Raw genomic sequence first — 24,221 nt, forward strand, 5'->3', positions numbered from 1 at the left:
CGCACTACGCACTACACCTCACTCCTCACATGATTCTCGAAATTCAGCGTCAGACTAATTACAGTCTGCAACCAATTCATCAACGTGTATCTGTTACCTTTCGCTATCAAGTGCATTTCACTAAAGGATTGTTTCAATTAGATAATCCGTTGTTAGCACGGGTGATGACAGCTAGTGAAAATAGTCCTAAACAAGCAATTGCGATCGTCGATGCGGGATTAGTATCTCAGCATCAAGATCTGATTGCCCAACTATCTACTTATGCTCGGCGATATAACCATGCATTCCAGCTAGCTGCTGTGAAAGTCGTTGCTGGTGGAGAAGCTACCAAAAACGATCCTCAGGCAATTGAACAAATTCAACAGCTAATTCACCAAACTGGCTTATGTCGTCACTCTTATGTATTGGCAATCGGTGGTGGTGCTGTATTGGATATGGCAGGATATGCAGCCGCAACCGCTCACCGAGGCATTCGTCTCATCCGAGTCCCGACAACCGTATTAGCTCAAAACGATTCTGGTGTAGGGGTTAAAAATGGGATTAATGCCTTTGGCAAGAAAAACTTTCTCGGCACGTTTGCGCCTCCCTATGCTGTTTTAAATGACTGCGACTTTCTCTACAGCTTGGACGATCGCGATTGGCGATCGGGGATTGCCGAAGCAATCAAGGTTGCTTTAATCAAAGACGCAAGCTTCTTTGACGCGATCGCTAGCTCTGTTCCTGCGTTGGTGCGGCGAGACATGGATGCCATGCAACAACTAATTTATCGTTGCGCTCAGTTGCATCTAGAACATATAGCTAACAGTGGCGATCCATTTGAAATGGGTTCGTCCCGTCCTCTAGATTTCGGTCATTGGGCTGCGCACAAACTAGAGCAATTGACTGACTACAGCTTGCGCCACGGGGAAGCAGTCGCGATTGGCATCGCATTGGACAGCACCTATTCTTATCTACTAGGGCTACTTTCGCGCGGTGAGTGGCAACAGATACTCGATCTTCTGGAGGCGCTAGGCTTTGCATTATACGTCCCCCAAATGAGACAAGACCGCTTATTTCAGGGACTCACCGAGTTTCGAGAGCATTTGGGCGGCGAGTTAACTCTGATGTTACTACAAGCGCTTGGACAGGGAATTGAAGTTCACGAAGTCGATCCGCTGTTGTACGGGGAAGCGATCGCAATTTTAGCTGACAGAAGTAGGGAGTAGGGAGCAGGGAGACAAGGGAGAGGGGGGAGACAAGGGAGACAAGGGAGACAAGGGAGACAAGGGAGACAAGGGAGACAAGGGAGCAACCAATTACCAACTAACCCCATGTGCGACTTTTTTATAGCCCCCTTTTTAAGGGGGTTGGGGGATCGGAAAACTATGGTATTTGCGAAGAGATCCCCCCTAGCCCCCCTTTCTAAGGGGGGAACAAGAGTAAAGTTCCACATCGCGTAACTACCAACTGCTAACTACCAACTACCAATTACCAATTACCATCAATGAAAATTGATAACAATTTACATTTAACTTATTGCACTAACATTCATCCTGGTGAGGGGTGGAACCAAGTTTTTGCTAACCTCCAGCAGTACATTCCCGCATTGAAGCAACGGCTGGCTCCTGAAAAACCATTTGGGATTGGGTTGCGTTTGGCAGATGTGGCGGCTAGGGAACTATTAGTAGAAAATAATCTAATTGAATTACGCTCGTGGCTGCGCGATCGCAATTTATATGTTTTTACCTTGAATGGCTTTCCCTATGGCGGGTTTCATCATCAAGTGGTGAAAGATCGGGTTTATGCTCCCGATTGGTCTATGTTAGAGCGGTTGAATTACACGTTGCGACTGACAAGAATTCTGGCGGAGTTGTTGCCAGATGGGATAGATGGTGGTATTTCCACATTACCACTATCATATAAACCCTGGTTTGAAGAAAATTCAACGACTCGCGCATTTGTTTACAGGATTGCCAGCATTCACATTGCGCAAGTTGTTGCAGAAATGGTGCGTGTTCGTGCCGAAACGGGTAAATTGTTGCATCTAGATTTAGAACCAGAACCGGATGGATTAGTTGAAAATTCTGCCGAAGTGATTAATTATTTCCAGACACAACTTTTGCCCGTAGGGGGAAGATATTTAGCAAAGCAATTAGGCACTTCTTTAGCCGCAGCCGAAACACACTTACTAGAACACGTCAGAATTTGTTACGACACTTGCCATTTTGCCGTGGAATATGAAGAACCTGCGACTGTATTTCAAAGATTTCGTGCCGCAGGAATTCAAATTGGGAAGATTCAACTCAGTTCTGCTTTACAGCTAATCGTTCCCGAACCAGCCGCACAGCGTCGTCAGGTTGTAGAAAAGTTGCGTCCGTTTGCGGAATCGACCTATCTCCATCAAGCGATCGCCCGCGATCGCAATGGTAAACTATATCGATATTCCGATTTAGTCACTGCCTTACCCGATTTAGAGCAAATACCAGCTTGCGAGTTGCGGATTCACTTTCACGTCCCGATTTTTATTCGCGACTATCAATTTTTGCAGTCTACCCAAGACCACATTAAAACCGTACTCGAACTATTGCAACGCGATCGCATTTGCAGCTGTTTAGAAATTGAAACCTACACCTGGGATGTTCTTCCAGAAGATATGAAACTAGATTTAGTCAGCTCAATTCAGCGCGAATATGAATCAGTTGTCAGTTATCAGTTAACAGTTATTAGTTAACAATTGTTGGTTATCAGTGGTAGTTGGTAGTTGCTCATAGTTTCCTCGGCTCCCTTGTCCCCCTTTGCCCCCTAATCCCCACTCCCTCCGGTCGCGGGGTCCCCGAGTTCCCCCTTGTCCTTTTTAGTTTCCACTCTCCTCTAATCATGCTAAAACTCTACGGTGGCGTTCTTAGCCGTGCTTCAATCGTGCAATGGTATTTAGAAGAATTGCAGATTCCCTATGAATACATACAGTTAGATATGCAGGCTCAAGACCACAAACAGCCTGAATTTCTGAATATCAATCCGATGGGAAGATTACCAGCGATCGCAGATGGAGATTTTCAATTATGGGAATCTGGCGCGATATTACTGTATCTTGCCGAAAAGTATGGCGAACCTATAACTTTTGAACGGCGATCGCTCTTAAATCAATGGATTTTATTCGGTAATTCTACACTTTCGTCGGCAATTTTTGTTAAAGAAAATCTCCACGAAGTCCCAGAATTATTAACAGCAATTAATCAAATTCTTCAACAGCAACCTTTTTTAACAGGCGATCGTTTTACTATAGCAGATGTAGCAGTGGGTGCGCTCTTGGCTTATATTCCTATTATGATGCGAATGGATGTCAGCGCTTATCCAGATGTGGTAAACGACATCAAGCAAACAATGTCCAAGGTAGATTTAAATTTATATCCTGCTGTTTTGGAATACGTGCAAAGGTTAACTGCAAGAGCGGCATTTCAAAAAAGTATCGCGTCGCGACATAAAGCTAAATGCTAATGAAAAAAACTGTTGTACTCAACGTTGTCGGTTTAACACCCAACCTTTTAGGACAGCATACGCCGTTTTTGTCCAACTGGGCGGCGCGAGGGCGAGTCGTTCCTGTTAAATCGATGTTACCTGCGGTTACTTGTTCGGTACAGGCGACTTATTTAACAGGGAAATATCCTAACGAACATGGCATTGTCGGTAATGGTTGGTATTTTCGGGACGAGTGCGAAATCAAGTTTTGGCGACAGTCTAACAAATTAATTCAGGCTCCCAAAATTTGGGAAGTGGCGCGTTCGTACGATCCTACATTTACCTGCGCGAATTTGTTCTGGTGGTACAATATGTACTCCACGGTCGATTATGCCGTTACCCCACGACCGATGTATCCTGCTGATGGTCGAAAAATTCCCGATATTTACACCCAGCCAGCTAACTTGCGATCGCAACTTCAAACTGAATTAGGTCAATTTCCCTTATTTAATTTTTGGGGTCCTAACACTTCGATAGCGTCTACCCAATGGATTGCTAATTCAGCAAAATGGGTGGAGGATCGCTATAGCCCCACATTATCGCTGGTTTATTTGCCTCATTTAGATTATTGCTTGCAAAAGTACGGCGCTGATGCAAGTTTGGTGGCAAAAGATTTACAAGAAATTGATACCGTTTGTCGCGATTTGATTCAATTCTATGAAGCGCGCAACACTCAAGTTATAGTTGTGTCCGAGTACGGGATTACATCCGTGTCTCAACCCGTTCACTTAAATCGAATCCTGCGGGAAAATGGTTTATTAGCAGTACGAGAAGAATTAGGGCGGGAATTACTGGATGCTGGTGCAAGTATAGCCTTTGCGGTTGCCGACCATCAAATTGCCCATGTTTATGTTAACGATCCAGCCTACATCCCCAAGGTACGCGACATACTAGAAGCAACGGAGGGTGTCGAGCGAGTTTTAGATGAGGCAGATAAATCAGCTTACCATCTCGATCATCCGCGCTCGGGGGAACTCATTGCGATCGCCAACTCGAAGGCTTGGTTTACTTATTATTACTGGCTGGACGATAGCTGCGCTCCCGATTTTGCTAGGACAGTGGACATTCACCGCAAACCCGGTTACGATCCCGTCGAACTGTTTCTCGATCCTCAGCTCAAGTTTCCCCGAGCGAAATTAGGCTTAACTCTGCTCAAAAAGCAGTTAGGTTTCCGCTACCTCATGGATGTTATTCCTCTAGATGGATCGCTTGTCGGTGGTTGTCATGGTACGCATACAGGGTTGAGTGAAGGTCCACTTTTGATTACACAAAAACCTGACTTGCTAGAAGATCGCGAAGTACTCGAACCAACAGAAGTTTTTTGGTCAATACTTCAGCATCTTGAAGAAGTCGTAAGTCGTAAGTCGTAAGTCGTAAGTTAGAATTAACTGACAACTGTTCCCCGTTCCCTGATAACTGAGAACTGAGAACTGATAACTGATAAAGGTTTTTGTAATGGGAAAAAGGGCTGGGCGATCGCTCAAAGCATCTACTATCGGTATTAGTCGCGCTAACCAATCACTGCTCAATTTTGAGTCTAAACTTTCTCTTGCTGATGAATTGGAAATCTCTCGCGCTACGGTACAAAAATTTTTCGTTGGTAAACCGATTGGACGGGAAAACTTTCACAAAATTTGTCAGAAGTTACAATTACCTTGGCAAGCGATCGCGGAAATACCAGATGATGAATTTAGTTTAGAGGAGTTGATTGTTACCTCAAAAGATGATGTTGAGACGCTTGTAAAAGATGTTAGGCAAAAAACACGCACCTATATTGAATCGAAGTGCGGTATCGTGCGCATCCTGAATATGTCTCAGCCTACTAAATTAAATGATGTTTTTACTAACGTAAATGTTTTAGAGAAGATTGGTAGAAACCAACGCTTAAGCATCAACGATTTACTGAGTGTTCGTCTCGATTGCCACTCGAAACGCTCGCATTTTTATCCCGATATTTCCCAGCTAATTCCAGGCATAAAAGCGATTGAAAAATATCCCAAATTGATGATTTTGGGCAACCCTGGCTCTGGCAAAACCACCTTTTTAAAATATATCGCAATTCAGTGTATTCAAGGACGATTATTTGAGGATCTGATCCCAGTTTTTATTAGCTTAAAAGTTTTTACCGAATTAGAACATCACCCAACGCTATTAGAGTGGATTTCAACAATTTTTGATAATTATGGAGTCGAACCAAATGCTGCTAAAGATCTGCTAGTACAAGGTAGAATGCTAGTTTTATTAGATGGACTTGACGAAGTTAGAGATATAGATAGCGAAAGAGTTTTAATTGCAATTAATAGCTTTTACAATCAGTTTGACCGTAATCGCTTTATAATTACTTGTCGGACAGCAGCTCAAGAGTTTACTATTGAAGAATTTGTAGAAGTAGAGTTGGGAGACTTTAACGATAATAATATTGCTGAATTTGCTAGCAAATGGTTTGCTCAAAAACCAGATAAAATACCCAAGTTCTTACAGACACTAAGGTGTAATGCGTCGATTCGAGAATTGGCAAATAATCCCTTACTACTTACTTTATTATGCTCGATCTTTGAAGAAACTAATCTTCCTGCTAGTCGATTAGAAATTTATCGAGAAGGGGTAGATCTTCTTTTAAGAAAGTGGGATGCTAAACGCAACATTGAACGGAAACAAATTTATCAAAACTTATCAACACAACATAAAGAAGAATTACTCAGTCACATCGCATTTACCTCTTTTGTCAAAGGTGAATACTTTTTAAAACAGCAAGAACTAGAGCAGTATATTATTAACTATGTAGAATCCGTCTTGCAGGGAGAAAAAATAGATTTGTGCGATAGTACAGCAATACTCCAGTCGATTGAAGCCCAACATGGACTATTGGTAGAACGAGCGCGAGGAATTTATTCATTTTCTCATTTAACTTTTCAAGAGTACTTTACAGCTAGAAAAATTGCTCAGTCTCCGCCTCAAACATTAAATTTAACGTTAGAACGACTGAGCGATCGCCTAGTTACAGATAAAAGATGGCGAGAGGTTGCTTTATTAACTGTAGGAATGCTAAAAAATGCTGATTATTTCCTATTGATGATGAAGCAAAAAACTGATAATTTAATATTAGAACCCAGCTTGCAAAGATTTTTACAGTGGGTGAATTGCAAAGCCGCTGCATCTGTTAATACTAAATCTGCTACAGTTAAAGCTTTTTATTACGATTTAGCGCTCGCTCATATCTTATCTCTTTTTGGTAGTACTTTTGAGATTTCTAGAACTTTAGAAGTTAACTTTAATCGCACTCTTGAACCTAGTCTTGCTCTCGATCTTGCTCTCGATCGCACTCTGCTTTTGCCTGAATCTATACATCGCGTTTCCGATCCAGAACGCATGATTGAAAGAGTATTAAACCGGGCAATATTTCGCGCTCGTAATAGCGAACCAGAGCTAGCACGAGAGTTGCAAAAAATGAAACAGCAGTTATCCAACTTAGGTCGAAACAAACAACAGTTTCAGCAGTGGTGGCAAGTTAATGGTAAAGCTTGGACGGAGCATTTAAAACAACGAATCCGGTTAAAACGCAATATTGGGCATAATTGGCAGTTCAGCCAGCAACAGAAACAAATATTGAAACAATATTATGATGCTAATTTATTATTGGCAAAATGTTTAACTACTAGTTTATTTGTTAGTCGTAAAGTTCGAGAAAAAATCGAGCATACGCTGTTATTACCATTAATTGAAACTAGTGAGTAGGACATTGAGTCAAGGTACTTTTGCAGCTTCGCGCCAAATCAGGGTTTGTATAATTGATTACCAAACATAGAATTGAGCGATCGCGATCGCTATACGATTTGGAGTATATAACTACCATCTCATCAATTATATTGGTAAATAGTAAACAAAAAATAGATTTGATTTTAGCGTAATTTAATATACTTAAAAATATTGCGAATCTCACCCTTTCGATAGAAGTGAGCTTGTAGGAAAACTATATAGCCTACTGAATATGTGCGATCGCAAATAGCAAATAGAAATATGATAGAAGGGCGTGAGAGGTAGCTACTAAGGTGAGACTGGTTAACCAAACTGCTTTTCTAGTGATGCTGAATCAATTAATTTAGCGATTGTTACGAGCAGCAAAAATGTTTCAAAGATTTTGAGATATTTCATATCGAATTCTACAGAAAATGGAAATTAAAAGGAGCTATTGATCGTAATGTTTGATTACCTAATTGTGGGAGCGGGTTTCGCAGGTAGCGTCTTAGCAGAACGACTGGCGAGTCAGTTAGGCAAAAAAATTCTGATAATCGATACGCGATCGCATATAGGTGGCAATGCTTACGATTGCTTCAATGAGGATGGTATTCTGATTCACAAATACGGTCCCCACATTTTCCACACAAACTCTCGGGACGTTTTCGAGTACCTCTCGCAATTTACTCAGTGGCGGTCTTACGAACACCGCGTACTGGCTAGCGTAGACGGTCAATTAGTCCCGATTCCAATTAACCTCGATACGGTAAATCGGCTGTATGGATTGAGTCTCACTTCTTTTGAGCTGGAAAATTTCTTTGCCTCGGTAGCAGAACCCAAAGAATACATTCGCACTTCTGAAGATGTTGTCGTGAATAAGGTCGGTCGAGAACTCTACGAAAAGTTCTTCCGCAACTACACGCGCAAGCAATGGGATATGGACCCATCTGAACTGGATAAGTCGGTGACTTCCCGGGTGGCAACGCGCACGAACCGCGATAATCGGTATTTTACAGATACTTATCAAGCCATGCCACTACACGGCTTTACCCGCATGTTTGAGAAGATGCTATCTCATCCCAATATTAAGGTGATGCTGAACACTGACTACAGAGAAATTCTGGATGTCATACCGTTTAGCAAGATGATCTATACAGGTCCCATTGACTTGTTCTTTAACTATCGCTACGGCAAGTTACCATACCGTTCTTTGGAATTCAAGCACGAAACTATCAATACGCCCGTGCATCAGCCAGTTGCCGTCGTGAACTACCCTAACGAACACCTGTATACTCGCGTTACAGAGTTCAAGTACCTCACCGGGCAAGAACATTTAAAAACAGGTATCGTTTACGAGTTTCCTCGCGCCCAGGGCGATCCTTACTACCCCGTACCGCGACCGGAAAATACCGAACTTTACAAAAAATACAAGGCGTTAGCCGATGCGACACCAGAAGTACATTTTGTAGGACGGCTAGCAACTTATAAGTACTACAACATGGATCAAGTAGTGGCTCAAGCGCTGATGGTCTATAAGAAAATCGTAGAAGCTGGCGACGATACGTCAGAAAAAGCGAATCGAGAATTAGCGCGCGTTTAGAACGGCGTGTGGGGGAATTGGAATTTAAACACTCAATCCTCCCCCAGCTTCACAGGAGTTAAAGCCCGCGAATCAAAACTCAGTAGGAGATTCCATGCATATAGTAGGTAGAACAAAACTACCAAAATCGGCAGAAGTTGCTAAATTATATCTACAATGCAACGATAAAGCAGCAATCGACTATAGTGCAGAGACTCCAGAAGTGGTGTTTGCTCTACAAGGATTTATTTCTACTAATTCATACTTCAATTCTTTATACGAAACATTTTACACCAAGTACACGACTTTAGATCGACTTTTTTATTTGCTGAACCTAGAGGGAGATTTTCAAGTTTCTGTTTATCGAGAAATATCTAGTAGGGTTTCTGAAACAAATTCTCGTCAATTACTCAGTCGAGAAAAATTTCTCAACTGCAAGATCGGCAAGGCAACAGAGATCGAGCTACCTGAGCTACAACAAATACAAACTGAGCGAGGTAGAATCTATTTTGAATTAGAATGCTTGAGTCAATCGGGAAAACTACGAGAAAGCTTTCTCGCGACTCCACAATTACCAGAACGCGAAGTTTCGTTAGCAGTTGTTGCTTGTACTTTTCAAAAAGAGGCTTTTATTAAACGAACCATCAAAACTATTTTACAGGATAAATTATTACAGAGCAAATCGATAGAAATCTTAATTGTAGATAATGCTGGAACTTTGAATCACTCGGAGTTTAGCGATCGCAAAACAAAATTAATTAGTCAGAGAAATATTGGTGGGAGTGGTGGATTTACGAGAGGAATCGTTGAAGCCTTGAGCAGCAATCGCAATTCTCACATTTTGTTATTAGATGACGATATAGAGCTAGAAAGCGAAGCCATTTATCGAGTTATTACCTTAAACGAATATGCCAAACACGATTTAGTTATAGCTGGTAGTATGCTCGATTTATCTCAAAAGCATCAATTATATGAAGCAGGCGCTTTGTATAATAAAGCACTACATAATAGAGATTTTCAAGCATTTAATATAGTTAGATTACATCATCATCTCGACTTGCAAAACGTCAGCAATCTAAATCTACTCGTCGAAACAGAACCGATAGATTCGGCAGGTTTCTACTTTTTGAGCGTCCCGCGAACAATTTTTGAATCAGTCGGGTTACTCTTACCTTTATTCCTTAAGGTAGATGACACTGAATTTTGTTTGAGAGTTCAAGAGAGGTATGGCAACGATGTAATTGTAGCTTTTCCGGGGATTGCGGTATGGCACGAACCTTTTTTCGCGAAATCTTCGATTTGGAACTATTACTATTACCGGAACGACTCGATCGTTCAAGCCATGCATGGAACTTTAAGGTATGCAGATGCGATCGCACATTTTACGAAAGCTATTGTTTCCAGTTTGTTAGTTTTTGACTATAAAAACGCTCAAATGCTTATTCAAGCTTTTGAAGATTATCTCCAAGGGGCAAAAATTCTTCAGCACGCCGATCCCGAACAGTGGCACAGTCAAATTGTTAAACTCGATCGTAGTTGTCAAACTCAACATATCCAATATCATAACTTACCATCCCACCGCCAAACAGAACAAGACTCGACGGCTACTTTCATGGAAAAAATTGTCAGTTTATTAACTCTCAACGGTCATTTTCTCCCTAACGTTTTTACACAAGACAAAGATGTATTACTATGGCAAACAGCCGAACATGCAGATCGGCGATCGCGAGCCTTTAGAAAGAAAAGAATTCTCATCTTTAAAGAAGGAGGTCAATGTTTATACCGAAATGAGCTTGACAAATCGAGGGGAATCAAGTTGCTAGTTCGATGGATTGCAATTGCAATGAAAAGTCGAATTGAATGGTCGAAGGTAACGAGAGAATGGCAGCAGGCAAGAAGAGAACTGACCTCTTTGCAATTCTGGCGGCGATATCTCAATTTAGAAAAATCGAGCTTAGAAAAATCTGAGCATCAGGATTTAGTAGTTTAAAATTCATTTGAGCAAAACCGAAATTTCTAAGCCGATAGAGGATGTATGTACTACGTAGTAAATCGTATTAATTTTCCGAAAACGGAGGACACTTTCAACTTATACTTTGCCAGCAGTAAAACTGAAGGTATTGATGTAGACTGCGAGACAGGAAAGATCGCTCTGGCGCAGAATGAAATTGTTTCAACTAACTCTTATTTCAATTCTTTTTATGAAAGCTATTATGCTAAATATACAAATCTAAATTCGCTTTACTATTTGTTGAGACTAAATGGTGATTTTCAAGTTTCAGTTTATAGAGAAGGGTACGAACGAGAGCGAGAATTACTCGGACAAGAGACATTCAAACAGTGCCGAATGACAGATGGCGTTAAAATTGCCTTACCTACTCTCCAGCAAAGTCATACACCTCAAGGCAGAATTTATTTAGAAATTCAGTGCTTGAGCGATCGCGGCATATTTATAGAGGGAGCGATCGTCACTGAAGAACAACCTGTGAGAAATATCTCGCTGGCAATTATTAGTTGTACTTTTAAAAAAGAAGCATATATCAAAAATACAGTCAAGACAATTTTTCAAGATCCTTTATTAGCGAATAAGTCTTGGCAAATCTTTGTAGTTGATAACGGTCAAACCTTAAATGAAGATGATTTTCCTGATGCCAAACTTCAGTTAATTCCAAATGAAAATTTGGGAGGAAGTGGTGGTTTTACAAAAGGAATGGTGACAGCCTTACAATCCGACTGCTACACTCATCTTTTATTAATGGACGACGATATCTTACTAGATACAGAGGCAATCTATCGTTTATTCGGCATTTACGAATACGCTAAAGAAGATTTTGCTGTTGCTGGTAGTATGCTGGATTTATATAAAAAACATATTTTATATGAGGCTGGAGCCGCATACGATAAAGACCCACAAAGCTTTAAGAAAGCACCGTTTCGCGTTGCTCCTCTTAAGCACAATCTCGAACTCCAAAAAACTGAGTCTCTGAACTTACTCTTATCAGAAGATGATATAGATTACGGGGGTTTTTGGTTTTTCGCTGTCCCCAGTCAGTTTGTTAAGGAAATCGGATTTCTCCTACCTTTCTTTATTAAGATAGATGACATGGAATTCGGTCTCAGGATAAAAAGGCGGCTGGGTAAGCAGATTGTAGCATTTCCATCTATTGCTGCTTGGCACGAACCATTTTATAGCAAAGTTATCGTATGGGATGGTTATTACTACACTCGCAATAATCTGATTGCACGAACTATTTATGGAACTATAAAGTATACGAACACGCTGTTTAAATTTACTCAAGATTTAATTTACGCGCTATTGATATTTGAATACAATTATGCCGAGATGATAGTCAGAGCTTTTGAAGATTACCTTCAAGGACCAAATCTTCTCAAAAAGAACTCTCCCGAAAAATTACACCAAGAAATAGTTCAATTGAGCAAAAGTTACAAGACTCAAACTTTACAGCCAAACTATTATCTGGATACTGAGCTTAGTCCACCCAGAACGAAAGCTAAAATTTGGCAGAAATTAGCAAGTTTATTGACGATTAACGGTCATTTACTTCCAAATTTTATTCATAGCGACGGCGAAGTCATGCTTTGGCAAAACAGCGCTCATGCTGGGACGATTAGTCGCGTTTTTAGGAAAAAGAAAGTGACTATTTATCGAGAAGAAAATAGTTGTTTATTACAAAACGAAATAGATAAGCCAATTGGAATTAACTTAATAATACGCTGGCTTAAGATTGTCATTATAAGTACTAGAAAATGGTCGGCGATTGTTAGAGAATGGAAAACTGCTGCGCCTGAATTGACTTCCATGAGTTTTTGGCAACAATATCTCAAGCTTGAAGAATCAAAATAGGAAACGAAGAAGCGACAGTATGCAGACGAAACCGCAAGAATTAACAATTAAAGCAGGACGCACGGAAGCATTATATTGGCAAGATTTATGGCGCTATCGCGAATTATTTTACTTCTTAGCTTGGCGAGATATTTTAGTCCGTTATAAACAAACAGCGATTGGCATTACTTGGGCGTTAATTCGACCATTTTTAGCAATGTTAATTTCTACCTTTGTTTTTGGAAACTTAGCAAAACTACCTTCTGGTGGCGTACCATATCCACTGCTTGTATTTGCTGCCATGTTGCCTTGGCAGTTTTTTGCTAACTCTTTATCAGAGTCTAGCCTCAGTTTAATTAATAATGCTAATTTAGTCTCTAAAATTTATTTTCCTCGGGCAATCGTTCCGGCTAGTTCGGTGATTGTAAGTTTCGTAGATTTATTAATTTCTGGGATGCTGCTATTAGCGTTGATGATTTGGTACAATTTTGTCCCAGATTGGCGAATTTTAACGCTACCATTTTTTACGGCGATCGCGATCGCCGCTGCAATTGGTGGTGGATTGTGGTTAGCAGCGTTAAACGTTAGATACCGAGATTTTCGGCACATCGTACCGTTTATCGTTCAGTTTGGTTTCTATATTTCGCCAGTCGCTTACAGTAGTAGCATTATCCCGCAAAAATGGCGCTTGCTATACTCGTTAAATCCAATGGTAGGGGTGATTGATGGCTTTCGTTGGGCAACGTTAAGCGGCACATCAACCATTTATTTACCTGGATTTATTCTATCTACAATATTAGTTGCCGTACTTTTAGCCAGCGGCATTTGGTACTTTCGGAAAACCGAACGTACTTTCGCAGATGTTATTTAGTGGGGATTGAGAGCGTGTCTAATATTGTATTACGGGTAGAAGATTTAGGAAAGAAATATCTCATCAGCCATCAGCAGCCAAACTCAACTTTACGGGATGCGATCGCTAGTACTGCCAAATCTATCAAACATAAATTTTTAGCAAAATCTACAGCTAATAGTTCAGCTAAAGAAGAATTTTGGGCTTTAAAAAGTGTTTCTTTTGAAGTGAAACAAGGCGACGTTTTAGGAATTGTCGGTCGCAATGGCGCGGGAAAATCTACACTTTTGAAGCTGTTGAGCCGAATTACCGAACCTACAAAAGGAGAGATTTGGATTCAAGGGAGAGTCGCGAGTCTTTTGGAAGTAGGAACGGGATTTCATCATGAACTTACAGGTCGAGAAAATATTTTTCTCAACGGCTCTATTTTAGGCATGAGTCGAGTTGAAATTAAACAAAAATTTGATGAAATTGTGGCTTTTGCTGAAGTCGAAAAATTTTTAGATACTCCAGTTAAATACTATTCTTCTGGGATGTACGTGCGGCTGGCTTTTGCGGTTGCGGCTCACTTAGAACCAGAAATTTTAATTGTAGACGAAGTACTGGCAGTCGGCGACGTGCAGTTTCAGAAAAAATGCTTGGGAAAAATGGGAGATGTTGCCAGAGAAGGACGGACAATTTTATTCGTCAGTCACAGCATGAGTACGGTAGAATCTCTCTGCAATCGAGGTGTTTTACTTGAATCTGGTATTGTTAGTTTAAATGCTAGTTCTGAAGAAGTTGTCAGAGCTTACCTAGAAAAAGCTTACGGTACAGCTAAAGAACTTCCCTTAAGTCAAAGAAGAGATCGGAGTGGCTCGGGAAGAATAAGAGTTTCTAGTTTTAAACTTTTAAACGAACAAGGCGAAGAAGAACCAGCATTACAATCGGGAAAAAACTATGATTTTGCAATTGGCTATTCAAATAATACAGGAGAGCGTTTGAATAACGTCGTTGTTTGTGTAGATTTGATTGACGAGCGCGGCGTTAGAGTCATTTTATTAAAAAGTACTTTTACAAATCATAACCTCACGCTGAATTCCGACCGAGGTTATATTTTATGCCGGGTTAAGAATTTTCCTTTAGTTCAAGGTATGTATCGGGTAACATTACATCTAGCTCACGCCGATAGAGAAGTACTCGACCACATAGAAGACGCTGCGAATGTTAGCGTAGATGGAGGTGATTTCTTTGGTACGGGTAATCCGGGTATTCCTAACCTCTGCAAGTTTTTAGTTAATGCTGATTGGTCTACAACTTCGGCTAATACCTTCTCTAATACGCAAATAATTTAAGTCTTAATTTACTTAGGAAAATAACTATGGCTGTAGAATCTGTCACGAACGATCTGTATTCGCTCGAACACTTATCTCATAGATTTCAAATTACGCCAGATCGTATTGCTCAAATTGCTACAGATAGGAACTTAAAGCAACATCAAATTAGCGGACAATTGTATTTACAAAAAAATGAAGTTCAGCAGTTAATTGAGGAATTATTTCCAGATATTAACGATGAGAGTCTCGGTTACGAAATACCAGAGTACTTACAAAATAGTCCTGATGCGTGGGCAGAAACTCTAGTTAAAATGTATCGGGAAAAATTTACTTATCCTGCTTCTGTTTCGCCATCGCAAGGAGAGTTTTTAAAATCTCTTACGGGCAATATTGCCCCAAAAAATGTAGTAGAAATTGGTTGTTTCACGGGAATTTCTACAATTTGGCTAGCTGCTGGATTAGAACAAACTGGAGGCGCGGGAAAGATTAATTCAATCGATCTATTTGAGGATATCATACCCGCTCCCCCCTATCATCGTGCCTACTTACCTAATCCACTAGAATACGCTCAAAATTCTGTAGCAAATGCCCAACTAGCGCATAGAGTTAAGTTTCATAAATCGAACTCTGTAGCCGTAGGAGAAAGAATTCATGAAATTCTGAGCGAACCTATAGATTTTATTTATATTGACGGAGATCATACCAAAGAAGGATGCGAAAAAGATTTTCTACTTTTTTACCCTCATGTAGCGATTGGCGGATATATCGTGTTGCATGACATTTATCCAGAATATTGCAACTGGGATGGTCCTCGATATGTTATCGATAAATACATTAAAACTTCTCCTCATTTTGAGTTAATGGAAGTCAAGACAAGTCCAGTTAATTACGGTATGGCGGTGATTCGTAAAGTGAGCCACGATAAAAGTTTGGAATTACGTACCAAGCTAAAAAATACAGCCTTGTGGCAAGGAATCAAAGATAAGCCATTGGGTAATTTTATTAAGAAGAATATCTTTTAAATTCTTATTATTCGCTCCTCTATAACCCCCAAAAAAACTGGGGGAAGCATTTTTATGAATCAAAAGAAAAAGATTTATCTCAGAGGTGCTTACAATTTATATAACTTTGGAGACGATCTTTTACTCATCTCAACTCTAGAATTTTTCAGCAAGCATCTGAGACTAACCCGAGAAAATTTAGAATTATATGGCTCGAAGAATTTTGAATCGCGATCGCAACTCAAATTTGATAGCGATTTAGAGTTAAAGCATTCGGTAGAGTGGTCGGATATCATTTACCGAATTAACTTGAAACTAGAACAGTTACGCATACCGATTCAATTTCCCTTAGTCGTACACCAACTCCTCGGACATGTTTTGAGAGGAGAATGGTTAGAACAATCGCGTTTTTTAAGCTTTTGTCAATTAGTGGCGATCGCAATTATTATTTTTACCGACATCATTTCATATAAATTATTTCAAAAAGCTCTGTTTACCAAAGAATATATTAATTTTTTAAAGCAACTAGATGTCATTCACTACATAGGCGGAGGATATCTTAACGAACGTTGGTTAGAGGTGATTATTTATGAATACATAACTATTAGCTTGGCACGCAGTTTTAATCCAAAGATAAAAGTTATTGGTACGGGTTTGGGTTTAGGACCTTTTAAAAGTAGAGCAAGTCTCTTAATTTTTAAGCTTTTTGTCAAAAAGTTTAATTATTTGTTTGTGAGAGAACTGGAGTCTTTGTCGATAATTAAAAATTTGAAAATTAACGTAGCTACTAAAGTTTTAGGCGACGATGTTATTTTGCTTTTGCCTACACTCGCTCAGCTAAAATTCGAGCAACGCAATTACAATTATAGTTCAAATCCTATTACAGCTATTAATCTGAAATCTTTTCCAGACTATAACTACAATTTAATTAAAATCAGTTTAGAAAACTATCTTAAACAGTTACTAGATAATCAAAATTCTCAACCAGAATACTTTTGTTTTGGTAGAGAACCGGGTCCAGGCGATCGCAACTTACTCGAAATCCTCGATCGCTATTATCAAAATAGTTTAGTTATTCGCGATCCTTATGAAGAGGGATGGCGCAGTTTTTTAAGTCGCTTGGCTGGCGCTCGTGTAGGAATCGGTTGTGCTTACCACTTTAATATAATCCTAGCTCTGTTTAATATTCCTACTGTGGGAATTTACTCTGGAAGTTATTACAAACAGAAAATAGTAGGAGTTATGCAACTTCTGAGCAAAGATACACTCGTATTATCACTCGATGAGTTGGGATTGGAAAAAGATTTAGCCGAGGTTGTCAATGTAGCGATTAATGCTCATACATCGGGAGAAAATAAATTAGAGCAGATGTATGCAGCAATGAAACAAGAATATGTAGATGCTTATAGAAGTATTTTGAGTTGATAGATATAATCGCTATTTGATTTTTGAAATACACGTAGGATGGGCATTGCTACCTTATGTAGTATAATTGTAGTTTGTTGCGGGCTAGTAACAAACTCATGATTCATGAATTCACCTACGGCAAGCTGGCAGATGAGATAGAGAAGCGGCAACTGGGGCAGATTGTCGAACAATGTTTTATCGGCTCTCCCAGCGATACGGAGCCATACCTTAACAGGATTGGCGTAGACAATTTTCGCGTTATCCGGCAAGCTAAAGAAGTTGTGGGAGGTTTGGGGCTGCTGCCGATGGGGCAGTGGTATGGTGGTGTCTGCGTGCCGATGACAGGCATTGCAGCCGTGGGGATTGCGCCAGAACATCGGGGATCGGGGGCAGCGATCGCTCTGATGCAAAATGTAGTACGGGAACTGCATGAGAGTGGAATGCCGCTTTCGGTACTTTATCCAGCTACGCAACGCTTATACAGAAAAGCTGGTTACGAACAAGGTGGAAGCTATTGTAGCTGGGAAATTCCAACTCAGAGTATTCAGATAATAGAGCAGCCGCTACCTGCTATACCTGTAGCACTAGAGAACTTTGAATGGCAAAAGCTTTATCAGCAGCAGGCAAAGTCAAATAATGGTAATCTCGAACGTCATCAAGCGATTTGGCAAAGACTGATGCAGCCAGATGAAAAAGAAACCATCTATGCTTATTTGCTAGGTTCATTAGACCAACCCCAAGGTTATATTATCTTTCGGCAACGCCGAGGAGAAAATGAATCCTATTTGGTGGTGAGAGACTGGGTTATTCTTACCACAGCAGCAGCTAAAAGTTTTTGGGCTTTTCTTGCTAAACATCGTTCAATGGTCAATAAGGTACAGTGGCGAGGTTCTGTAGTTGAATCTTTGAGCTTATTACTACCAGAGCAAACCCTAGACCCCAAGTTTGTTGAGCGTTGGGTATTGCGAATTATTAATGTAGAAAAAGCTCTAGCCGCACGGGGTTATCCCTCTGGTGTCGAATCAGAGTTGCACTTAGAAGTCCAAGACGATCTGTTAGACGCAAATCAGGGCAAGTTTATTCTGTCTGTAGCCAACGGACGGGGTGAGGTGACAAGAGGTGGTAAAGGTGAGATGAAGTTAGACGTACGCGGTTTAGCACCGTTGTATACAAACTTATTCACTCCCCAGCAACTACAGCAAATGGGATATCTCCAGGCTACGGAATCAGCGATCGCCACAGCAACGGCTTTATTTGCTAATTCATCACCCTGGATGCCTGATTTCTTCTAGTGAAAGTCCTGTTTTAGCAAGATCGAAAAAAATCGCAAGCCTATCGAAACAATTCTCATAGTAAGGCTTGCTGGATTTTTATAAGCTTTTCTCTAACGGACAAAATAAAAGTTAGTTATCAGTAGAGAGTGACTAGTGGCTGGTGACTAGAAAAAAATCCAGCCACTAGCCACTGGCTCCACTAGCCACTAGCCACTCCATCAATCCCTGTTTGCATCCCAAATATCTTTTAGCTCTCCGTATGATACCTGATTCCCATTGCTATAAAACCGAAGGCGGTATTCGCGTTTCTTACTCTACCACCGAGATTCCGGTCGATTCTGCGATCGCAGAGGTGTTATTGCAACTCAATTCTCAGCGGGGAGGGGTATTGACGAGTAGCTATGAGTATCCTGGGCGTTACAAGCGATGGGCGATTGGCTTTGTCAATCCACCCTTGGAACTTGCTACCCGCGAGAATACTTTTACTCTGAGGGCGCATAACGATCGCGGCGTGGTTTTATTACCATATTTGGCAGCGCGTCTATCTGAAGACGCACAATTAGAAACAGTCCAGCTAGAAAACAATTGTATTGTTGGCACGGTTAAATTAGCCGAAAGAATATATTCCGAGGAAGAACGCAGCAGGCAACCATCTGTTTTCACCGTAATTCGTCGGTTGTTACATACTTTCCACAGTAGCGAAGACGATCGCTTAGGCTTGTATGGTGCATTCGGCTACGATTTGGTATTTCAGTTTGAGTCAATGCCAAAGTTGCATTCTCGTCCCACAGACCAACGAGACTTAGTATTATATTTGCCAGATGAACTCGTCGTTGTCGATCGCTATCAACAAACGGCGTTTCGCTATCAGTATGAGTTTGAGATAGACAACAGCAGCACCAGAGGTTTACCGCGTACAGGTGAATCTATGGACTACAAGGGTCAACATCTAACTCCAACCCAAGATTGCGATCGCGCCCCTGGTGAATATGCTCAACTGGTACGAGAAGCACTAGGATACTTTCAAAGAGGCGATCTATTTGAAGTTGTTCCCAGCCAAACTTTTTTTGCTGCTTGCGAAGCATCTCCGGCTCAATTATTTCAAACATTACAGCAAGTCAATCCCAGTCCCTACGGATTTATTTTTAACTTAGGTAACGAATATTTAATTGGTTCCTCTCCAGAAATGTTCGTGCGGGTGGAAGGTAAGCATATTGAAACCTGCCCGATTAGCGGCACGATCGAGCGCGGACAGGATGCGATTGAAGATGCGGAACAAATTCGTCAGTTGCTCAACTCCCGCAAAGATGAAGCCGAACTAACGATGTGTACTGATGTCGATCGCAACGATAAATCGCGGATTTGCGAACCTGGATCGGTGCAAGTGATCGGTCGCCGCCAAATCGAATTGTACAGTCATCTAATTCATACAGTCGATCACGTAGAAGGACAACTGCGACCGGAATTTGATGCCTTAGATGCCTTTTTAACGCACACTTGGGCAGTAACGGTGACAGGCGCACCCAAGCGTGCAGCAATGCAGTTTATCGAACGGCACGAACCTAGTTCTCGGCGTTGGTATGGTGGTGCAGTTGGCTGGTTAAACTTCAACGGTAACTTGAATACAGGGCTGATTTTACGCACGATTAGATTGCAAGATGCGATCGCCGAAGTCAGAGTTGGCGCTACCGTCTTGTATGACTCAATTCCAGAGGCAGAAGCGCAAGAAACTATTACGAAAGCTGCTGCCATGTTTGAAACCATCAACCGCGCCCAGCAAATCGGTAATGATTTGTCAAGTGAAATAAAAGAATTAATCAGCGATCGCCCGCAACAGCGTCCATACGTGCTGCTGATTGACTACGAGGACTCTTTCGTTCACACCCTCGCCAACTACATTCGTCAAACTGGGGCGATCGTCAAAACGCTACGCCACGGCTTTAGCGAAACAGTTTTCGACACCGAGCGTCCAGATTTGGTAGTTTTTTCGCCCGGTCCTGGTAGACCCAAGGATTTTCGCGTTCCAGAAACAGTTTTAGCCTGCGTCAATCGACGAATTCCGATTTTTGGCGTTTGTTTGGGACTACAAGGAATTGTCGAAGCTTTTGGCGGAGAACTAGGAGTACTGAATTATCCTCAACACGGCAAAGTTTCTCGCGTTTTTGTTACAGATTCAGAGTCTCATTTGTTCGAGAACTTACCCACATCCTTTGAAGTCGGTAGATACCATTCATTATTTGCGCTACCGAAACTCTTACCCCCAGATTTAAAAGTTACAGCAATTTCTCATGATGATGTAATTATGGGCATCGAGCATCGAGAAATGCCAATTGCCGCAGTTCAGTTTCACCCCGAATCAATCATGACCCTAAACAGCGACATCGGCTTAAAAATTGTCAAAAATATTGTTGGCAACTATGCCAATCTTCAAGCATCAAAATCTGTTGTTGTTGGGTAATGGTTAATGGGTAATTGCGAGTAGCTAGTAACTAATTTTAATAACTTTTGACTTTTGACTTATTCCTCACAACCGAGTTCTCAATGGCTACTATCGAAATCAATCATCAGGTTGCATCTAACAGTAAATCGCGTCATATTTTGGCTGAAATTGTGTGGCATAAACAGCAGGAAGTTGTTCAACTGCAAGCAGATATGCCATTAGCTGAGTTGCAAAAACAGGTCAACGATACACCGTGGGCAGAAGACTTTTTGATGGCGATCGAGCAAAGCGATCGCCAACCAAGTTTGATTGCCGAAGTCAAAAAAGCATCGCCAAGTAAAGGAGTTATCTGTGCTGACTTCGATCCGGTACAAATTGCCCAAGCATACGAACAAAGCGGCGCAACCTGTATTTCAGTTTTGACCGATCGCAAATTCTTTCAAGGCAGTTTTGACAATCTGCGGAAAATTCGGCAAAGTGTGGCACTACCGCTATTATGCAAAGAGTTCGTTATCGATCCGTATCAAATTTATCTAGCGCGAGCTGCTGGAGCAGATGCAGTATTGCTAATTGCAGCCATTTTATCAGATAGTAGTTTGCAAAACTTTTTAAAAATTGCTCATGAATTGGGCATGACTGCTTTAGTTGAAGTACACACACTTGACGAACTCGATCGCGTACTAGCACTATCCGATGTGCGCCTGATTGGAATTAATAATCGCAACCTAGAAAACTTTCACGTCGATTTGGAAACAACACGGCTACTAATGGCACAGCGTCGGCAACAAATTAGCGATTTGGGCATTACCGTTGTCAGCGAGTCTGGCTTACATACAGCTGAAGATTTATCCCTGGTTGCCAACGCTGGCGTTCGTGCAGTTCTAGTCGGAGAGTCACTCGTTAAACAACCCGATGTAGAACAAGCTGTACGTAGTTTATTGAATACTAAGACTGGTAGTTGGTAATTGGTAGTTGCTAGTTGTTAGGTACTTCTAACTTACGACTTACGACTTACGACTTACCTATTACCCATTACCTATTACCCATGACCCAAATAATTTCAAATCGCTTCCAATCTCTACGCAGCCGCCAAGAGTGTGCTTTGATTCCTTTTATTACAGCTGGCGATCCTTACTTAGAAACGACGGCTGAAGCTTTATATACTCTCGATCGCAATGGTGCGGATTTTATCGAGTTGGGCGTTCCCTATGCCGATCCACTGGCTGATGGACCTGTAATTCAAGCAGCGGCAACCCGTGCGTTGCAAAGAGGTACGCGCTTAGAGCAGGTGCTAGAAATGGTAGCAACTGTCAGCCCCAATCTCAAAGCACCGTTGATTTTATTTACCTACTACAACCCGATTTTAAACCGAGGCGTTCGTGCCTTTTGCCAACAAATTGCCAGCGCTGGGGTGCGGGGGTTAGTCGTGCCGGATTTACCTCTAGAAGAAGCGACAGAGTTAATTCAAGCTGCGGCTGATTCTGGCATTGAGACCACCTTACTCGTAGCACCTACTAGCTCTCCCGAAAGGATAGCCGCGATCGCTCGTCAATCGCAAGGTTTTATCTACCTTGTCAGCGTTACGGGTGTAACGGGAGTGCGATCGCACTTACAAGAACGGGTAAAAACTCTGCTAACAGACATGCGCCGCATTACCGATAAACCGATTGGTGTTGGTTTTGGGATTTCTGGAGCCGAACAAGCACGTCAGGTCAAAGATTGGGGCGCAGATGCGGCGATCGTCGGTAGTGCCTTTGTCAAACATTTAGCAGCCGCAAACTCAACTGAAGGATTGCAGGCGATCGCTCAATTATGTCGAGAACTAAAATCAGCAATTTCTGTGAGAAGCGAGGAGCGAGGAGCGAGGAGCGAGGGGTTAGTTGTGAGTTGATTCCGAATACCCAACTTACGACTTACCAACTACCAACTACCAATTACCAATTACCAATAAAAACCGTGGTTAGCATCAAAGAAACTAATAATCTTTCACAAGTACAACCCGATTCCTTGGGTCGGTTTGGGCGTTTCGGTGGTAAGTACGTGCCGGAAACATTAATGCCTGCACTAACCGAACTAGAAGCAGCCTACGCGCAATATCGGGTCGATCCCAGCTTTCAGGCTGAGTTGCAACAACTACTGCATGACTATGTTGGCAGACCCAGCCCTTTATATTTTGCCGAGCGTCTGACCCAACACTACCAGCGACCCGATGGCACGGGAGCGCAGATCTATTTAAAGCGAGAAGACTTAAACCATACGGGCGCGCATAAAATTAATAATGCTCTCGCTCAAGTTTTATTAGCAAAACGGATGGGCAAGCAAAGAATTATTGCCGAGACGGGAGCGGGTCAGCATGGGGTTGCAACTGCTACTGTCTGCGCTCGCTTTGGGTTGCAGTGCATCGTCTACATGGGCATTCACGACATGGAACGGCAAGCCCTAAATGTATTTCGGATGCGGCTGATGGGGACGGAGGTGCGCCCAGTAGAGGCAGGTACGGGAACGTTAAAAGATGCAACTTCGGAGGCAATTCGGGATTGGGTCACAAACGTAGAATCAACTCATTATATTTTAGGTTCCGTTGCTGGACCTCATCCCTATCCGATGATGGTACGAGACTTTCATGCTGTTATTGGTACGGAAACTCGCGCCCAATGTCAGCAAAAATGGGGCGGGTTGCCAGATATTCTCTTAGCCTGCGTCGGAGGAGGTTCTAACGCAATTGGAATGTTCTACGAGTTTGTCAACGAACCAACAGTGCGGTTAATTGGAGTTGAAGCAGCTGGGGAAGGAGTCAGCACGGAAAAACACGCAGCAACTCTCACGCAAGGACGAGTCGGCGTGTTGCATGGTGCAATGAGTTACTTACTTCAAGACGAAGACGGTCAAGTTGTAGAAGCACATTCAATTAGTGCTGGACTAGACTATCCTGGTGTGGGTCCCGAACACAGCTATTTAAAGGATATCGGACGCGGCGAATATTACAGCGTCACGGATGCCCAAGCATTAGATGCATTCAAAAATTTGGCTCAACTAGAAGGGATTATTCCAGCTCTAGAAACTGCCCACGCGATCGCCTATTTAGATATTCTCTGTCCGCAATTAAGTGGCAGTCCGCGTATTGTCATCAATTGCTCTGGACGTGGCGATAAGGACGTACAAACTGTCGTGAAGTTAGGGATTGGGAGCTAGTACTCAATTCGGAATTCGGAATTCGGAATTCGGAATTAAAACATTCACCACGCACCACTACCAATTACCCATTACCAAATAAAAA

17 protein-coding genes are annotated in these 24,221 nt (G+C 41.7%); all 17 read left to right on the forward strand.

The window, feature by feature from the left end; all coding sequences use genetic code 11:
- The first annotated feature begins 29 nt into the window (after positions 1-29).
- The 17 genes from CHRO_RS15320 (at position 30) to trpB (ending at position 24,136) form a co-directional block, all read left to right on the forward strand.
- Positions 30-1,205 carry a 3-dehydroquinate synthase gene (locus CHRO_RS15320; protein WP_015155140.1) on the forward strand — a complete coding sequence of 392 codons (1,176 nt, stop codon included), beginning with the start codon at positions 30-32 and terminating at the stop codon, positions 1,203-1,205.
- A gap of 278 nt (positions 1,206-1,483) precedes the next feature.
- Positions 1,484-2,710: a metabolite traffic protein EboE gene (gene eboE / locus CHRO_RS15325; protein WP_015155141.1), complete on the forward strand. Its 1,227-nt coding sequence runs from the start codon at positions 1,484-1,486 to the stop codon at positions 2,708-2,710.
- A gap of 146 nt (positions 2,711-2,856) precedes the next feature.
- A complete protein-coding gene (locus CHRO_RS15330) occupies positions 2,857-3,477 on the forward strand; it encodes a glutathione S-transferase family protein (RefSeq protein ID WP_015155142.1) in 621 nt (206 codons plus the stop codon).
- A complete protein-coding gene (locus tag CHRO_RS15335; protein WP_015155143.1) occupies positions 3,477-4,868 on the forward strand; it encodes an alkaline phosphatase family protein in 1,392 nt (463 codons plus the stop codon). Before CHRO_RS15330 ends, CHRO_RS15335 begins: the two co-directional genes overlap by 1 nt.
- Before the next feature lie 85 nt (positions 4,869-4,953).
- Entirely contained in the window at positions 4,954-7,233 is a 2,280-nt protein-coding gene (locus tag CHRO_RS15340; RefSeq protein WP_015155144.1) for an NACHT domain-containing protein, read from the forward strand.
- Positions 7,234-7,696: 463 nt separating this feature from the next.
- Positions 7,697-8,833 (forward strand): UDP-galactopyranose mutase, encoded by a 1,137-nt coding sequence (gene glf / locus CHRO_RS15345; RefSeq protein ID WP_015155145.1) that lies wholly within the window; start codon positions 7,697-7,699, stop codon positions 8,831-8,833.
- A gap of 94 nt (positions 8,834-8,927) precedes the next feature.
- Positions 8,928-10,802: a glycosyltransferase family 2 protein gene (locus CHRO_RS15350; RefSeq protein WP_015155146.1), complete on the forward strand. Its 1,875-nt coding sequence runs from the start codon at positions 8,928-8,930 to the stop codon at positions 10,800-10,802.
- A gap of 45 nt (positions 10,803-10,847) precedes the next feature.
- On the forward strand, positions 10,848-12,677 hold the full coding sequence (locus CHRO_RS15355; RefSeq protein ID WP_015155147.1) for a glycosyltransferase: 1,830 nt from the start codon (positions 10,848-10,850) through the stop codon (positions 12,675-12,677).
- Positions 12,678-12,696: 19 nt separating this feature from the next.
- Positions 12,697-13,527, forward strand: coding sequence for an ABC transporter permease (locus CHRO_RS15360; RefSeq protein WP_015155148.1), 831 nt, complete (start codon positions 12,697-12,699; stop codon positions 13,525-13,527).
- A 14-nt stretch (positions 13,528-13,541) separates the two neighbouring features.
- Positions 13,542-14,840 (forward strand): ABC transporter ATP-binding protein, encoded by a 1,299-nt coding sequence (locus tag CHRO_RS15365; RefSeq protein WP_041463176.1) that lies wholly within the window; start codon positions 13,542-13,544, stop codon positions 14,838-14,840.
- Between the two features lie 26 nt (positions 14,841-14,866).
- Complete coding sequence (locus CHRO_RS15370) at positions 14,867-15,844, forward strand: O-methyltransferase (RefSeq protein ID WP_015155150.1); 978 nt, start codon at positions 14,867-14,869, stop codon at positions 15,842-15,844.
- 54 nt (positions 15,845-15,898) lie between these two features.
- Positions 15,899-17,248, forward strand: coding sequence for a polysaccharide pyruvyl transferase family protein (locus CHRO_RS15375; protein WP_015155151.1), 1,350 nt, complete (start codon positions 15,899-15,901; stop codon positions 17,246-17,248).
- 98 nt (positions 17,249-17,346) lie between these two features.
- A complete protein-coding gene (locus CHRO_RS15380) occupies positions 17,347-18,522 on the forward strand; it encodes a GNAT family N-acetyltransferase (protein ID WP_015155152.1) in 1,176 nt (391 codons plus the stop codon).
- 241 nt (positions 18,523-18,763) lie between these two features.
- Positions 18,764-20,962, forward strand: a complete 2,199-nt coding sequence (locus CHRO_RS15385) for an anthranilate synthase (RefSeq protein WP_015155153.1) — start codon at positions 18,764-18,766, stop codon at positions 20,960-20,962.
- 83 nt (positions 20,963-21,045) lie between these two features.
- On the forward strand, positions 21,046-21,909 hold the full coding sequence (gene trpC / locus CHRO_RS15390) for an indole-3-glycerol phosphate synthase TrpC (RefSeq protein ID WP_015155154.1): 864 nt from the start codon (positions 21,046-21,048) through the stop codon (positions 21,907-21,909).
- 80 nt (positions 21,910-21,989) lie between these two features.
- Positions 21,990-22,835 carry a tryptophan synthase subunit alpha gene (trpA, locus tag CHRO_RS15395; protein WP_015155155.1) on the forward strand — a complete coding sequence of 282 codons (846 nt, stop codon included), beginning with the start codon at positions 21,990-21,992 and terminating at the stop codon, positions 22,833-22,835.
- 65 nt (positions 22,836-22,900) lie between these two features.
- The gene (gene trpB, locus CHRO_RS15400) at positions 22,901-24,136 is read left to right on the forward strand and encodes a tryptophan synthase subunit beta (RefSeq protein ID WP_015155156.1); all 1,236 of its coding nucleotides are present in this window, start codon (positions 22,901-22,903) and stop codon (positions 24,134-24,136) included.
- Positions 24,137-24,221: the final 85 nt, after the last annotated feature.

Source organism: Chroococcidiopsis thermalis PCC 7203 (assembly GCF_000317125.1).
In the GTDB taxonomy this organism is placed as follows: Bacteria; Cyanobacteriota; Cyanobacteriia; order Cyanobacteriales; family Chroococcidiopsidaceae; genus Chroococcidiopsis; species Chroococcidiopsis thermalis.